The organism is Stagnimonas aquatica (assembly GCF_003730135.1).
Classification (GTDB): Bacteria; Pseudomonadota; Gammaproteobacteria; order Nevskiales; family Nevskiaceae; genus Stagnimonas; species Stagnimonas aquatica.
In genome coordinates, this window is the sequence record NZ_RJVO01000004.1 from 292,040 (window position 1) to 306,479 (window position 14,440).

Here is a 14,440-nt window from a genome sequence, read left to right on the forward strand (position 1 = left end):
TCCCCGATTTCACGGACTGCACGCATGACGCGCCGCCGCGTGGTGGTGACGGGTCTTGGTGTTGTTTCCCCGGTCGGGTCCTCCGTGGACCTGGCCTGGGCCAACATCCTTGCCGGTAAATCCGGCATTGTCCCGATCACCCATTACGATGTTTCCGCCTACACCACCAAGTTCGCGGGTCTGGTCTCGCCGGACTTCAAGGCGGAGGAATGGATGGGAGTGAAGGAACTCCGCAAGACGGATCCCTTCATTCATTACGGAGTCGCGGCGGCCAAACAGGCCCTGCGCGACTCCGGACTTGAAATTACCGACGCCAATCGTGAGCGCATCGCGGTCACGATTGGCTCTGGCATCGGCGGCATCGGTTCCATCGAGGACGAATGCCGCGCGCTGCACGAGAAGGGGCCGAAGCGGGTATCGCCGTTCTTCGTCCCCAGCTCGATCATCAACATGGTCGCCGGCTACGTCTCCATCGAGATGGGCATCACCGGCGGCAGTTTCGCCACTGTCTCCGCCTGCACCACCGCCGCGCATTCCATCGGCATGGCGCACCGGATGATCAGCTACGGCGACGCCGAGGTGGTGGTCGCCGGTGGCGCCGAGTGCGGCTCCGCGCCGGCCGGCATGGCCGGCTTCTGCCAGGCGCGGGCGCTGTCCACCCGCAACGACGATCCCACCCGCGCCAGCCGGCCGTTCGACAAGGACCGCGATGGTTTCGTGCTCGGCGACGGTGCCGGCGTGCTGGTGCTGGAGGAATACGAGTTCGCCAAGGCCCGTGGTGCCCGCATCTACGCGGAGCTGATCGGCTTTGGCATGTCTTCCGATGCTTACCACATCACCCTGCCACCGGAAGACGGCAACGGCGCCCGTCGCGCCATGCAGGGCGCGATGAAGGATGCCGGCCTCAACCCCGAGCAGGTCGATTACGTCAATGCCCATGGCACCTCGACGCCGGCCGGCGACGGCGCCGAGACCACGGCGGTGAAGGCGGCCTTCGGCGACCATGCCCGCAAGCTGCCGGTGTCCTCGACCAAGTCGATGACCGGGCACCTGCTCGGCGCTGCTGGCGGCATCGAGGCGGTGTTCTCGATCCTCGCCATCCGCGATCAGGTGCTACCGCCGACCATCAACCTCGACAACCCCAGCGAGGGTTGCGACCTGGACTACGTGCCGCACACGGCGCGCCCGGCCAAGGTCGAGGTGGTGCTTTCCAACTCCTTCGGGTTCGGCGGCACCAACGGCACCCTGGCGTTCCGTCGGCTCTAGTGGCGCAACACGCCGAGCTTCCAGGAACGCCCGATCTTCTAGCCCTGCACGAGCGGAACCCGGAGCGGTATCCCTTCCTGCTCGAAAGCGTCGCCGGCCATCCCACCTCCGGCCGCTACGATCTGCTGTTCGCGTTTCCGCAGTGGCAATCGGCCGAGACGCTGGAGGACAGTCCGGACTTCTTCCGCAAACTTTCGGAACTCAGCGCCGCCGTTGGCGAGGATGCCGAGGATCACGGCCTGCCGTTCGCCGGCGGCTGGTTCCTGTTCCTGGCCTACGAGGCAGCGCGCTACATCGAGCCGGGCCTGCGCCTGCCGTCGGCACCACAGGCCCTGCCGACCGCGCTGGCGGTGCGCTGCCCGGCGGCGATCATCGTGGATCGCGAGCGCGGCATCAGCCACTGCCTGAGCGAAAGCGGCGCCGAACTGGCGACCTTGCTCGCCGACCTGCGGGTGCCGGAGCCGGTCGCGGCGCTGCCCGAGGGAGCGCTGGTCGAGACGGTGCGCGAGGAAGACCCCGAGCGGCATTTGTCCGGAGTCCGCCGGGTGCTCGACTATCTGCGCGCCGGCGATACCTTCCAGATCAATCTGTCCCGCGCCTGGCGAGCCCGACTGAAGCCGGGCGTCGGCATTGGCCAGCTCTATCGCAGCCTGCGCAGCCGCAACCCGGCGCCGTTCGCCGGCCTGGCGCGCATGGGCTCCAGCACCGTGCTGAGTTCCTCGCCGGAGCGCTTGATCGCCATCGAGAACGTGGACGGCAGGCGGCGTGCGCAGACGCGCCCGATTGCCGGCACCCGGCCGCGCTCCGAGCGGGCCGGCGAGGACGCAGCCCTGCGCCAGCAACTGATCGGCAGCCTCAAGGAGCGCGCCGAGCACGTGATGCTGATCGACCTCGAACGCAACGATCTCGGGCGCGTCTGCGAGCCGGGCAGCATCGAGGTCAGCGAGCTGATGACCGTGGAGAGCTATGCCCACGTCCACCACATCGTCTCCAATGTGCGCGGCTGGCTGCGTCCGGACGTCGGCCCCGGCGAGGCGATTGCTGCGGTGTTTCCCGGCGGCACCATCACCGGCTGCCCGAAGGTGCGCTCGATGGAGATCATCGCCGAGCTGGAGGGCGAGGGGCGTGGCGCCTACACCGGTGCGATGGGCTATCTGTCGCGCTCCGGCCGGCTCGATCTCAACATCCTGATCCGCAGCCTGGTGGTCGCCGATGGCGAGGTGAGCCTGCGCGCCGGTGGCGGCATCGTCGCCGACTCCACGCCGGAGGCCGAACTGGCCGAGACCCGTGCCAAGGCCAAGGGCCTGCTGCGCGCGCTGGGGGTGGCGGCATGACGCCCGACCTGCCGCGCGAGGTGGTGGCCCTGGTCAACGGCGGGCCGCCGGGCACCGCCATCCTCACCAGCCGGGCGCTGCATTACGGCGACGGTGTGTTCCGCACCCTGCTGCGCCACGAAGGCCGCTGGCTGGACTTCGACCGCCACTACGTGAAGCTGGTGCACGACTGCCGGGCACTGGAACTCGATCCGCCGCATGTCGGCCAGCTGGAAGCCGAGCTGGAGGCGCTGGGCGGTGGCCGCGCGCAGCCGGTGGTCGGCAAGATCATCCTCGCCCGTGCCGGCGGTGGCCGTGGCTACACGCCGACCACCCGCCAGTGCGACCGCATCCTGCTGCGCTATCCGGCGCCGCGTTTCCCGGCCAGCCACTGGAGCGAGGGCGTCAACGCCATCCGCTCGACCGTGATGCTGGCGGCGCAGCCCCGGCTGGCCGGGGTCAAGCACCTCAACCGGCTGGAGAACGTCCTCGCCGCGCGCGGCTGGCCGTCCGGCGTGCAGGAGGCCTTGATGTGCGATGCCGCCGGCAATCTCGTCTGCGGCACCCGCAGCAACCTGTTCTGGGTGGAGCCGGGCCGTCTGTGCACGCCCAAGCTCGCTCACTGCGGCGTCAGCGGCCTGATGCGGGCGCGGGTGCTGGAACTGGCGCGCAGCCTGGGCCTGCCGGTGGACAGCGTCGAGGCGCCGGTCGAACGCCTGCGCGCGGCGCGCGAGGCCTTCATCACCAACAGCCTGATCGGGCTCTGGCCGCTGCGCCGGTTCGACGATCACGACTTCGGGGCGCCGGGGACGGTCAGCCTGCGCCTGCAGCAGGGGCTGGCGCACCCGGCGCTGCTGGACAGCCCCTGATGCTGTCGTTTTCCGCCCACCTCCTGCTAAGGTTTGCCGCATGAAAAAGCTCCTGCGTGTGCTCGCGCTGTTGTTCGTGCTCGGCCTGCTGGGGCTGGCGGTCGGCTACTACGACGCCAACCGCCTGCTGCACCAGCCGCTGGCGCTGGAAGAGGTGGAGCGGATCAGCATCGAGCGCGGCAACCGCATGCGCGATGTCGTCTACCAGTTGCAGGCGGTGGACGCCTTCGTCACCCCGCGCCAGGGGCTCTACCTGCTGTTGCTGACCCGCCTGCGCGACCAGCAGACGCGGATCAAGGCCGGCGACTTTGACCTCGCGCCGGGGACCACGCCGCTACAGGCGCTGCGGATGTTCGTCGAAGGCCGCGCAGTGCTGTCGGAGCTGCGTATCCCCGAAGGCTGGCGCTATGCGCAGATGCTGGATCTGGTACGCATCCATCCCGACCTCGCCCACAGCCTGCCGGAGGAGGTCTCCCCGGAGCAGTTGATGGCCCTGCTGGGGCTGCCCGGGCAGCACCCGGAGGGTCGGTTCTTCCCCGACACCTACCGCTTCACCAAGGGCATGCGCGACCTGGACTTCCTGCGCCATGCCCACAGCCTGATGGAAAAGACCCTCGCCGCCGAATGGGCGCAGCGCGCCGAAGGCCTGCCCTACGCCGACCCGGCGGCGGCGCTGACCATGGCTTCGATCGTCGAGAAGGAAACCGGTGCCGCCTACGAGCGGCCGCGCATCGCCGGCGTGTTCGTGCGTCGCCTGCGCCTGGGCATGCTCTTGCAGACCGACCCGACCGTGATCTACGGCCTGGGCGAGAACTTTGACGGCAATCTGCGCCGTGTCGATCTGCTCACCGACACGCCCTACAACAGCTACACCCGCTCCGGCCTGCCGCCGACCCCGATCTGCCTGCCGGGCCGTGCCGCCATCCATGCCGCCCTGCACCCCGAGGACGACGGCAGCGTCTTCTTCGTCTCCCGTGGCGACGGCAGCCACCAGTTCAGCAAGACCCTGGACCAGCACAATGCCGCCGTGCGCCAGTACCAGTTGAAGGGCCAGCCCCGGCGCGATTCGCCATGAGCCAAGGCCTGTTCCTGACCCTGGAAGGCGGCGAGGGCGCCGGCAAGTCCACCGCCGCGCGCTATCTGGCCGAGCGCTTCCGGGTTCTAGGCAGGGAGGTGGTGCTGACCCGCGAGCCGGGTGGTTCGCCACTGGCCGAGGCCATCCGTGGACTGGTGCTGTCGAGTTGGGACGAGGGCGTGCCGGCGGAAACCGAGGTGCTGCTGATGTTCGCCGCCCGCGCCGCCCACCTGGCCGCCACCATCCGGCCGGCGCTGGCGCGTGGCGCGGTGGTGATCAGCGACCGTTTCGTCGATGCCAGCTGGGCCTACCAGGGCGCCGGCCGTGGCGTGCCGGCGGCGCGGTTGGCGGAGCTGGAAGCCTTCGTGCTCGGTGAACTGCGGCCCGACCTCACCCTGGTCTTCGATCTGCCGCCCGAGCAGGGCCTGGCGCGAGCGCATAGCCGGGGCGATGCCAACCGCTTCGAGGCGGAGGCGATGGCCTTCCAGCAGCGGGTGCGGCAGGCCTACCTGGACCGCGCCCGCGCCGCACCCGAGCGCTATGCCCTGATCGACGCCAGCCTGGAGCTGCCCGCAGTGCAGGCGCAACTGGCGGCGGCGCTGGAAGCGCGTCTGTGAGCGCGGCTGCGGAGACCGAGTGGTACCAGCCGCTGCCCTGGCAACAGACGCAGTGGTCGCAGATCGACGGCGCGCGCCGGCGCGGCCAACTCACCCATGCCTGGCTGCTGGCGGGGCCGGAAGGTGTCGGCAAGCGCGCCTTCGCCCGTGCCGTCGCCGCCAGTCTGTTGTGCAGCCAGCCGGACGAACTCGGCCGCGCCTGCGGCCATTGCCGTGGCTGCCGGATGCTCGCCGCCGGAGGCCATCCGGACGCCCATCTGCTGTCGCCCGATGGGCATCTCGGCCTCGCCGCCAGCGACTCCCTGCAACACGAAGACGGTCTGAGCTTCTGGACCCCGAAGAAGGACAGCGCCCGTCGCGACATCGCCGTCGATGCCGCTCGCAGCCTGCTGGAAAAGCTCACCGTCGCCAGCCATCTCGGTGGCGCGCGGGTGGTGGTGGTGCATCCCGCCAGCGCGATGAGCGAGGCCACCGCCAATGCGCTGCTGAAGACCATCGAAGAGCCGCCGGCCAACACCTACCTGCTGTTTCTCGCCGAGTTTCCGCAGGCGCTCAAGCAGACCATCCGCAGCCGCTGCCAGACCCTGCGTTTCGCGCCGCCGCCGACCACCGAGGCGCTGGACTGGCTGCGGGCGCGGCATCCGGCCGCCGATGCCGCCCTGCTTGCCGACGCTGGTGGTGCGCCGCTGCGGGCGGCGGAGTGGATCGCCGAGGATCAGCCGGCCCGCCGTCGCCGCTGGCAGACCCTGCTGAGCCAGGTGCTGGAACGCAAGCTCGACCCCCTGCAGGCCGCCGCCGAGTTCGGCCGCGACAAGCTGGAGGTCGCGGCGCTCTGCCGCTACTGGCAGGAGGCGCTGCTGCGGCAGTTGCGTCAGGGCCAGTGGAGCCCCAGGCACGAACAGTTTCTGGCGCTGCTGCTCGAAAACCTGCGGTTGCTGGAGAACCAGAACGCCCAGCCGCAGTTGGTGCTGGAGTCGCTGCTGCTGCGCTGGCGCACGCTGGCGGGTGCCGGCGCAAGCGCGTAATCTCGAATCACATCTCGCAGCAACGACCAGAAATCTCCTCCCCAATGAGCACCCCCGCGCGACCTGGCGGCCAGCCCGGCATCCTCACGCTCAACATCAAGGACAAGAGCGCGCTCTACGTCGCCTACATGCCCTTCGTGAAGAACGGCGGCCTGTTCATCCCCACCGAGAAGCAATACAAGCTCGGCGACGAGGTGTTCATCCTGCTGACGCTGATGGATTCCGCCGAGCGCCTGCCGGTGGCCGGCAAGGTGGTCTGGGTGACGCCGCGCGGTGCCCAGAACAAGCGTCAGCAGGGCATCGGCGTGCAGTTCTCCAGCCAGGACGCCGGCGCCACCCAGAAGAAGATCGAGGCCCTGCTGGCCGGCGCCCTGGGCGCCGATAGGCCGACCCACACGATGTGATCGGTGGCCCGGACCGCCGCCAGGCTCAGAGCCTGGGCGGCAGGCCGCCGTCGAGGGTGTAGGCGTTGTAGCCCTTCTGGGTGAGCACGAACACCGCTACCGAGGAGCGGCGACCGGAATCGCAGCAGGTGATGTAGCAGCGGTTGCGGTCCAGTAGCGCCAGCTTCATGCGCAGCATGAACAAGGGGATGTTCAGCGCTCCGGGCAGGGGCTGGGCCTGCACTTCGCTGGGCATGCGCACGTCCAGCCACTGCGCCTCTCCGGCGGCGACCATGCGCTGGGCCTGGTCGAACTTCAGCTTGCGCGACAAGGGCTCGTTGAGCAGGGCGCGGAAATCGCTCTTCGAGAGTCGCGTGAGCTTGCCGCCGGTGAGCATGGTGACGGTGGCATTGCGTGGGTCGTCGGAGATCAGCGCCTCCTCGCCGAAGCAGGAGCCGGCCTCCAGCTCGGCCAGTCGCACAGGCTTCTGGTTGGGCGCCTCGCGGGTGACCATGCAGCGGCCTTCGGTGATGACGTAGAAGTAGTCGCCCGCTTCACCCTGCTTGAGCACCACCTGGCCAGCCTCGACCTCGACCGGCTGCATGCGCAGGAACATCGCCTGCAAGTTGGCCGGCGGCACGCTCTGGAAGATCGGCATCTGCAGCAGCCGGGTCATCCAGTCGCCTGCGTCGTCCGGCTGGCTGCCGAGTTCCTCGACCTCGAACTTGCCGGTCTGATCCCAGGTCAGCATTACGTCCAGCAGGCTGGCATCGACCGCCAGCAGACGGGCGTTGCCGAGCGCGCGCGCCGCCACCTTGCGCGGCGACTGATGGGCGATACGGTGGGCGGCTTCGGGGCTGCCGGCGACCAGACGGGCGAGTGGCCGGCCGCTGGCGTCTTCCAGTTGCACTTCGCCGGAGAGCAGGTACAGCGCCTTGCTGGCGCTTTCGCCGACCCGGAACAGCAGATCTCCGGCGGCGACCTCGCCGATGCTGGCAGTCTTCGCCAGTCGTGACTGGCTGTCCGACTTCAAGGCATTGAGCGGCACCAGCGTGGCGAACAGGGCTGGGCTGACAAGCTCCGACATCGTGCGATCCCTAGTCTCTATTGGGTCCCTGCGGGTTGGTCGGAACGATAACACGCCGACCTAGTGCGGCTGGACCCTTATTCGATCACCCGCCGGGCGCCGGCATAGCGCTTCTGGAACCAGGGCACGTCGATGCGGGTGGCGCGTACCGCGCCGCCGCTGACGGGTGCGTGTACGGCCTCACCGTCGCCGAGATAGATCACCACATGGCTGGGATCGCGCTTGCCATCCTCGAAGCGGTAGAACAGCAGGTCGCCGCTGCGGGCCTCGTCGCGGTCGATGGCATCGCCGCTGCGGTAGAGGTCGAGCGTGCTGCGCGGCAGCTTGATGCCGGCGCGGCCGTAGACATAGCCGACCAGTCCGGAGCAGTCGAAAGCGTCCGGCCCCCGGCCGCCGTAGCGGTAGGGCTTGCCGACCTGCGCCAGGGCATCGACGCGGATTGCCTGCCTGAGCGCGCGTTCCTCGCCGGGTGGCCGCGAGGCGCAAGCGGTCAGCAAGGCGAGCAGCAGCAGAGGCCAGGCGGCTCGCATCAGATCGTGCTGCCGGGTGGTGCGGTGCGCTGCATGGAGGGGCGCTGGCTGAAGCCGGCATACCAGGCGGCGAGGGCGGGGCGGCCCTCACGCCATTGCAGTTCGGGGAAGCGGAAGTCGAGATAGCCCAGGGCGCAGCCGACGCTGATCTCGGTGGTGCTGGGTTGCTCGCTGAGCAGGCCGGCGGCGTCCCGTTCGAGCCCGTCCAGACCGCGCAGCACGGCGGCGCGCTTGCGCTCGGTCCAGGGCTGGTGTTGCCGTTCGGGCGGACGGCGTGATTCCAGCAGCATCGCTACCGCCGCCTCGGTGACGCCATCGGCCAGCGTCGCCCGCCGCAGCGCCGCCCAGCGCTGGCTGCCGCGCGGCAGCGAGGCGAGACCACGGCTGCGACCCATCAGGTACTCGATGATCAGATCGGAGCCGGGCAGGCATTCCCCCTTCTCGGTGACCAGGGCGGGGATCTGCGCCAGTGGATTAGCGGCCAGGAATTCCTCCGGAGGATTGAAGGGGTCCACGCCGACACGCTCTACCAGGCTGCCCAGCGCCAGTTCCTCGATGGCGACCAGCACCTTGCGCGAGAACGGCGAGGTCTTGGAGCCGTACAGCTTCATCTTCATGCCGATCCGGCCTCCCTCGGCCGTGCTGTGTTGATCCTCACGCATAGTACGGCGCCCGAGGGGCTGCTCGCCTCGCCGGTTCAGGGGGGGCTTGCCGTATGCGACAAAACGCCCGCCAGGGGGCTGGCGGGCGTGGTCTTGTCGCGAAAAACCGCTTCAGTGCCCGCCGAGCTGATCCAGATAGCGTTCGGCATCCAGCGCCGCCTGGCAGCCGGTGCCGGCGCTGGTGATCGCCTGGCGGTAGACGTGATCCTGCACGTCTCCGGCGGCGAACACCCCGGGCACCGAGGTGGCGGTGGCGTCGCCGGCGGAGCCGGACTTCACCTTCAGATAGCCGCCTTCCATCGCCAGTTGGCCTTCGAAGATGGCGGTGTTGGGCGAGTGGCCGATGGCCACGAACACGCCCTTCAGGCCGATCTCGCGCAGTTCGCCGGTTTGCAGGTTCTTCACCCGCATGCCGGTGACGCCGCTGGCGTCGCCCAGCACCTCGTCCAGGGTCGAATTCCAGATGATTTCCACCTTGCCTTCGACCGCCTTCTTGAACAGCTTGTCGTGCAGGATCTTCTCACCCTTGAACTTGTCACGGCGGTGGACGATGGTGACCTTGCTGGCGATGTTGGCGAGGTAGAGCGCCTCCTCGACGGCGGTGTTGCCGCCGCCGATCACTGCGACTTCCTGGCCCTTGTAGAAGAAGCCGTCGCAGGTCGCGCAGGCGGAAACGCCCTTGCCGCGGAATTCCTGCTCGCTGGGCAGGCCCAGGTACTTCGCCGAGGCGCCGGTGGCGATGATCAGGGCGTCGCAGCTGTAGCTGCCCTGGTCGCCGACCAGGGTGTAGGGCTTGTTCTTGAGATCGACGGTGTGGATGTGGTCGTAGACGAACTGGGTCTCGAAGCGCTCGGCATGCTGCTGCAGGCGCGCCATCAGGTCCGGGCCCATCAGGCCGTGGACATCGCCGGGCCAGTTGTCGACTTCGGTGGTGGTCATCAGCTGACCGCCGACTTCCAGGCCGGTGATCATCACCGGCTTGAGGTTGGCGCGCGCGGCATAGACCGCAGCGGTGTAGCCGGCGGGACCCGAGCCGAGAATGATCAGGGGATGGTGGACGGGGGTGGACATGGTTTGCTCCTTGCGCGAATTCGGTGCGGCGGCCAGGCGGAGGACGCCCGGCCCGCCATCGCCGTCGGCTTACGGCCGACGGCCAGTCAGCCCTACAGCTTGCCGGCGTTCTCGGCGAGATAGCTGGCAACGCCCTCGGCGGTGGCCTTCATGCCCTGGTCGCCCTTCTTCCAGCCGGCCGGGCAGACCTCGCCGTACTCCTCGTGGAATTGCAGGGCGTCGACCAGACGCAGCATCTCGTCGACATTGCGGCCGAGCGGCAGGTTGTTGACCGTCTGGTGCTGGACGATGCCGTTCTTGTCGATCAGGAAGGAGGCGCGGAAGGCGACGCCGTCCTGGTGCTCGACGCCGTAGGCGCGGACGATGTCGTGGTTGATGTCGGCGACGATGGGGAAGCCGACCGGGCCGATGCCGCCCTGGTTGATCGGGGTGTTGCGCCAGGCGAAATGGGTGAACTGGCTGTCGATGGAAACGCCGACCAGCTGCACGCCGCGCTCCTGGAACTCCTTCAGGCGGTGGTCATGGGCGATGATCTCGCTGGGACAGACGAAGGTGAAGTCCAGCGGCCAGAAGAACAGCACCACCGGCTTGCCGCGCAGTTCGGAAAGCCGGAACTCGCCCAGGCTGCCGTCGCCGAGCACGGCGGCGGACTTGAAGTCGGGGGCGGGACGGTTGACGAGTACGCTCATGGCTGGATTCCTTGGTGCGAATGCGGGTTGGCGACGGCGGTGGATCGGCGCGGGGCGGCGACTCTAGCGGACGCCGGGCAGTCTAGGAATGGGTGCCGCGACGGTCAAAGCAAGAGCGCGTATCCGCCGCATAGCGCGAGACTATGGCGTGAAGGGCTGGTTCCGCCGCGTTTGGCCCCGGCGCGAAGCCCGTTGATCCGCCCATCCCGCATAGAGCACAGCGGGCCGATTAGAACGTTCACCGGAACTCGCGTGTCATACTTTCCACTCAACTCTCCGTGATGCCTCCATGAGCGAACCCGTCCGCCGCCCCTTGTTCGTGCGTCTTTTCCAGGGTGTCTGGAATCTGGTGGTCTGGGCCTACCGGCTGGTGGTGATCCTGCTGCTGATCACCTCGCTGAGTCTGCTCTGGGTCAGCACCCGCGGCGGCCCGCCGGTGGTGGTGGAGGACAATGTCGCCCTGGTGGTGGCGCCGTCCGGCGCCCTGGTCGAGCAGATCGACCTGGAGCCGGCGCAACGCCTGGCCGAGCAGTTCGGCGGCGAGCTGCCCTCGCAGACCCTGTTGCGCGACCTGATCGACGCCCTCGACGCGGCCCGTATTGATCCGCGCGTGAGCATGGCGGTGGTCAAGCTCGACGGTCTGCACAGCGCCGGTCTGGCGCAGCTGGAAGAGCTGAACGCCGCCATCGACCGCTTCAAGGCATCCGGCAAGCCGGTGCACGCCTACGCGCCCAGCTACGAGCAGAGCCATTACTTCGTCGCCGCCCACGCCAACGACATCTCCATCGACCCGCTGGGCATGGTCGCGGTCGAGGGTCTGTCCAGCCAGCAGATGTATTTCAAGGACGCGCTCGACAAGCTCGGGGTGGTGGTCAATGTGTTCCGGGTCGGCGAGTACAAGTCGGCGGTGGAGCCGTTCATCCGCAACGACATGTCGGCGGAGGCCAAGACCGCCAACCTCGACTGGCTGGGCGATCTCTGGAGCCGCTACGGCAGCCTCACCTCGGTGGCGCGGCAGCTGCCCACCGACAGCATCGACCAGTACGTGAATGGCATGGCCGACGGCATGCAGCGCCTGCAGGGCGACGCCGCCGCCTACGCCAAGGAAGCCAAGCTGGTCACCCACATCGAGACGCTCAGCGAATTCCGCCAGCGCATGGCCGAGACCGTCGGCATGGACGAGGACCTCGGCAGCTTCCGCCAGATCTGGTCGGAGGATTACCTGCGCGCCGTGCATTCCAGCCGCAAGGCCCCGCCGGCGGCCAGCAAGATCGCCCTCGTGGTGGTGCAGGGCGAGATCGTCGACGGCCCGGGCGAGCCCGGCTATGCCGGTGGCGACACCATCGCCGACCTGCTCGACGAGGCGCGCCGCGACGATCAGGTGGCGGCCGTGGTGCTGCGGGTGGACTCGCCCGGCGGCAGCGTCTACGCCTCCGAGCAGATCCGTCGCGCGGTGCAGGCGCTGAAGGCCGACGGCAAGCCGGTGGTGGCCTCGATGTCCTCGGTGGCGGCCAGCGGCGGCTACTGGGTGAGCATGGCGGCGGACAAGATCATCGCCCACGAGAGCACCATCACCGGTTCGATCGGCATCTTCGGGCTGGTGCCGACCATCGACAAGCCGCTGGAAAAGCTGGGTATCCATACCGACGGTGTTGGTACGACGCCGCTGGCGGGCGCCATGCGTATCGACCGGCCGCTGACGCCGGAGGTGAAGGCGATCATCCAGAGCAGCATCGAGAAGGGTTATCGCGACTTCATCAACGGGGTGGCCGAGGGGCGCTCGCTGCAGCCGGAGGCGGTGGACCGCATCGCCCGCGGCCGGGTCTGGAGCGGTCTGAAGGCCAAGGATCTGGGGCTGGTCGACAGCTTCGGTGGGCTGGACGCGGCGGTGACCACCGCCGCCGAGCTGGCGCAACTCGACAGCGGCAGCTACGAGTTGGACGAGCGTCATCCGGGCATGTCCACGCCGTTCCAGGCGCTACTGCATTTCTTCGGTCAGGCGGCGGTGCGGTCACAGGCGCTGGGCAGCCTTTCCGGCCTGGTCCGTCAGCTCAGCCAGGCCCCGGAACTGCGCTCCTCGCTAGGCTGGATCAACGATCCCCGTGGCGCCTACGCCCGCTGCTTCTGCGCGGTGAACCTGGGCCGGCCCTGATGGCGGAGCGGTGAGGTGAACAGCGAACCCGCCCCGATCCGCCAGGCCCTGGTTAACGGCGCGCGGCTGGCCTATGTCGACCAGGGCCAGGGTCCGCCGCTGCTGCTGATCCACGGCCTGGGCGCCAGCCACGGCGACTGGGAGGCGCAGATCGCCCATTTCTCGCGCATCTTCCGGGTCATCGCCCCCGATCTGCGCGGCCATGGCGACAGCGATGACATCGGTCCCTATTCGGTAGAGCGCTTCGCTACCGATCTGCTGCAACTGGTTGAACAGCTGCAACTCGGCAGTCATGCCGTGGTTGGCCATTCCCTGGGTGGCGCGGTGGCCATGCAGATGGCCATCCTGCGGCCCGAGCGCATCGTCAAGCTGGTGCTGAGCAACACCCTGCCGGAGTTCCGGCCGCGCACCTTCAAGCAGCGGCAGATGCTCTGGTACCGCCTGCTGATGGTGCGTCTGATCGGTATCCCGGCACTGTCGCGCCGGACCGCCGCAGCAATGTTCCCCCGGCCGGAGCAGGCCGAGCTGCGTGCCCAGGTTGCGCTGCGCAACGGCCGGGTTCCGAAGTCGGTGTACCTGGCCAGCCTGCGTGCCCTGTCCGGCTGGTCGGTGCAGGACAAGCTGCAGTGGCTGCGCATGCCCACCCTGGTGCTGGCCTCGGAACTCGACTACTTCGAGCCCCGGCTGGCACAGAACTTCACCGAAGCCCTGCCGGACGGCCGTTGCCGGCTGTTCCAGGCTGCCCATCACGGTCTGCCGATGGAGTTTCCGGACGAGTTCAATCGCGCGGTGATGGACTTCCTGATGCCCGGCGGCGCGCTGTCGGCCAAGGCGGAGAGCACGCTCAGCTGGCTGCGCGTCGACACCCAGGCCATGCCCAAGATCGACGTACGCGAATTGCTCAAGAAGTCCTGACGCCAGCACCGCCCCACGGCGGTACCGACGATTTGCTCCACCAATGGCGGCCATGGCAGCAATCAATTTCAGGTATGCCGCCGCCGCCCCTAAGATGCCCGCATCGAAATCTGGTTTGTTCCCTTAGCCCCCCAACAGGAGTTGCCGATGTCCCTGATCAACACCGCTGTCCCGCCGTTCAAGACCACCGCCTTCCACAACGGCAAGTTTGTCGAGGTCTCCGACGCCAGCCTCAAGGGCAAGTGGTCGGTGCTGATCTTCATGCCGGCCGCCTTCACCTTCAACTGCCCGACCGAGGTCGAGGACGCCGCCAACAGCTACGCCGAGTTCCAGAAGGCCAACGCCGAGGTCTACATCGTCACCACCGACACCCACTTCTCGCACAAGGTCTGGCACGAGACCTCGCCGGCGGTCGGCAAGGCGCAGTTCCCGCTGGTCGGCGACCCGACCCACACGCTGACCAAGGCGTTCGATGTGCATATCGACGCCGAGGGCCTGGCCCTGCGCGGTACCTTCGTCATCAACCCGGAAGGCATCATCAAGACCGCCGAGGTCCACTCCAACGAGATCGCCCGCGACGTGTCGGAGACCCTGCGCAAGCTCAAGGCGGCCCAGTACACCGCCGCCAACCCTGGCCAGGTCTGCCCGGCCAAGTGGAAGGAAGGTGCGAAGACCATTGCCCCCTCGCTGGATCTGGTCGGCAAGATCTAAGTCGTACCGCTGCAAGGCTGGCCGCCCGCCTGGGGCGGTCGGTCAGTCACTCTCAAATCGCAAGGTTTCGCCGGC

The 14,440-nt window shown here is 68.3% G+C and carries 15 protein-coding genes; 10 read left to right on the forward strand and 5 right to left on the reverse strand.

Annotated elements, in window-relative coordinates; all coding sequences use genetic code 11:
- Positions 1-24 precede the first annotated feature (24 nt).
- Genes fabF through ED208_RS10915 form a run of 7 tightly spaced genes read left to right on the forward strand, consistent with a single transcriptional unit; the run spans position 25 to position 6,569 of the window.
- Positions 25-1,266, forward strand: a complete 1,242-nt coding sequence (fabF, locus tag ED208_RS10885; protein ID WP_123211920.1) for a beta-ketoacyl-ACP synthase II — start codon at positions 25-27, stop codon at positions 1,264-1,266.
- Complete coding sequence (locus tag ED208_RS10890) at positions 1,266-2,600, forward strand: aminodeoxychorismate synthase component I (RefSeq protein WP_123211921.1); 1,335 nt, start codon at positions 1,266-1,268, stop codon at positions 2,598-2,600. The genes fabF and ED208_RS10890 overlap by 1 nt, the downstream gene beginning before the upstream one ends.
- Positions 2,597-3,448 carry an aminodeoxychorismate lyase gene (gene pabC / locus ED208_RS10895; RefSeq protein ID WP_123211922.1) on the forward strand — a complete coding sequence of 284 codons (852 nt, stop codon included), beginning with the start codon at positions 2,597-2,599 and terminating at the stop codon, positions 3,446-3,448. Before ED208_RS10890 ends, pabC begins: the two co-directional genes overlap by 4 nt.
- Before the next feature lie 40 nt (positions 3,449-3,488).
- Positions 3,489-4,523 (forward strand): endolytic transglycosylase MltG, encoded by a 1,035-nt coding sequence (gene mltG / locus ED208_RS10900; protein WP_123211923.1) that lies wholly within the window; start codon positions 3,489-3,491, stop codon positions 4,521-4,523.
- Positions 4,520-5,140 (forward strand): dTMP kinase, encoded by a 621-nt coding sequence (gene tmk / locus ED208_RS10905; protein ID WP_123211924.1) that lies wholly within the window; start codon positions 4,520-4,522, stop codon positions 5,138-5,140. Before mltG ends, tmk begins: the two co-directional genes overlap by 4 nt.
- Positions 5,137-6,165: a DNA polymerase III subunit delta' gene (gene holB / locus ED208_RS10910; RefSeq protein ID WP_123211925.1), complete on the forward strand. Its 1,029-nt coding sequence runs from the start codon at positions 5,137-5,139 to the stop codon at positions 6,163-6,165. Before tmk ends, holB begins: the two co-directional genes overlap by 4 nt.
- Before the next feature lie 44 nt (positions 6,166-6,209).
- Positions 6,210-6,569 carry a PilZ domain-containing protein gene (locus tag ED208_RS10915; protein WP_123211926.1) on the forward strand — a complete coding sequence of 120 codons (360 nt, stop codon included), beginning with the start codon at positions 6,210-6,212 and terminating at the stop codon, positions 6,567-6,569.
- 25 nt (positions 6,570-6,594) lie between these two features.
- Here the strand turns inward: ED208_RS10915 and ED208_RS10920 are convergent, their stop codons facing one another.
- The 5 genes from ED208_RS10920 to ED208_RS10940 form a co-directional block, all read right to left on the reverse strand.
- The gene (locus tag ED208_RS10920; protein ID WP_123211927.1) at positions 6,595-7,635 is read right to left on the reverse strand and encodes a cyclic nucleotide-binding domain-containing protein; all 1,041 of its coding nucleotides are present in this window, start codon (positions 7,633-7,635) and stop codon (positions 6,595-6,597) included.
- A 77-nt stretch (positions 7,636-7,712) separates the two neighbouring features.
- Positions 7,713-8,165, reverse strand: a complete 453-nt coding sequence (locus ED208_RS10925; protein ID WP_123211928.1) for a C40 family peptidase — start codon at positions 8,163-8,165, stop codon at positions 7,713-7,715.
- Positions 8,165-8,782 carry a glutathione S-transferase family protein gene (locus tag ED208_RS10930; RefSeq protein ID WP_123212023.1) on the reverse strand — a complete coding sequence of 206 codons (618 nt, stop codon included), beginning with the start codon at positions 8,780-8,782 and terminating at the stop codon, positions 8,165-8,167. The genes ED208_RS10925 and ED208_RS10930 overlap by 1 nt, the downstream gene beginning before the upstream one ends.
- A gap of 156 nt (positions 8,783-8,938) precedes the next feature.
- Positions 8,939-9,898 (reverse strand): thioredoxin-disulfide reductase, encoded by a 960-nt coding sequence (gene trxB / locus ED208_RS10935; RefSeq protein ID WP_123211929.1) that lies wholly within the window; start codon positions 9,896-9,898, stop codon positions 8,939-8,941.
- Between the two features lie 92 nt (positions 9,899-9,990).
- Positions 9,991-10,587 carry a peroxiredoxin gene (locus tag ED208_RS10940; protein ID WP_123211930.1) on the reverse strand — a complete coding sequence of 199 codons (597 nt, stop codon included), beginning with the start codon at positions 10,585-10,587 and terminating at the stop codon, positions 9,991-9,993.
- Positions 10,588-10,876: 289 nt separating this feature from the next.
- On the opposite strand from ED208_RS10940, the gene sppA reads away from it, so the two are divergent.
- The 3 genes from sppA (at position 10,877) to ahpC (ending at position 14,365) form a co-directional block, all read left to right on the forward strand.
- The gene (sppA, locus tag ED208_RS10945; protein ID WP_123211931.1) at positions 10,877-12,739 is read left to right on the forward strand and encodes a signal peptide peptidase SppA; all 1,863 of its coding nucleotides are present in this window, start codon (positions 10,877-10,879) and stop codon (positions 12,737-12,739) included.
- 15 nt (positions 12,740-12,754) lie between these two features.
- Positions 12,755-13,654 carry an alpha/beta fold hydrolase gene (locus tag ED208_RS10950; RefSeq protein WP_123211932.1) on the forward strand — a complete coding sequence of 300 codons (900 nt, stop codon included), beginning with the start codon at positions 12,755-12,757 and terminating at the stop codon, positions 13,652-13,654.
- Between the two features lie 147 nt (positions 13,655-13,801).
- Positions 13,802-14,365 carry an alkyl hydroperoxide reductase subunit C gene (ahpC, locus tag ED208_RS10955; protein WP_123211933.1) on the forward strand — a complete coding sequence of 188 codons (564 nt, stop codon included), beginning with the start codon at positions 13,802-13,804 and terminating at the stop codon, positions 14,363-14,365.
- Positions 14,366-14,440: the final 75 nt, after the last annotated feature.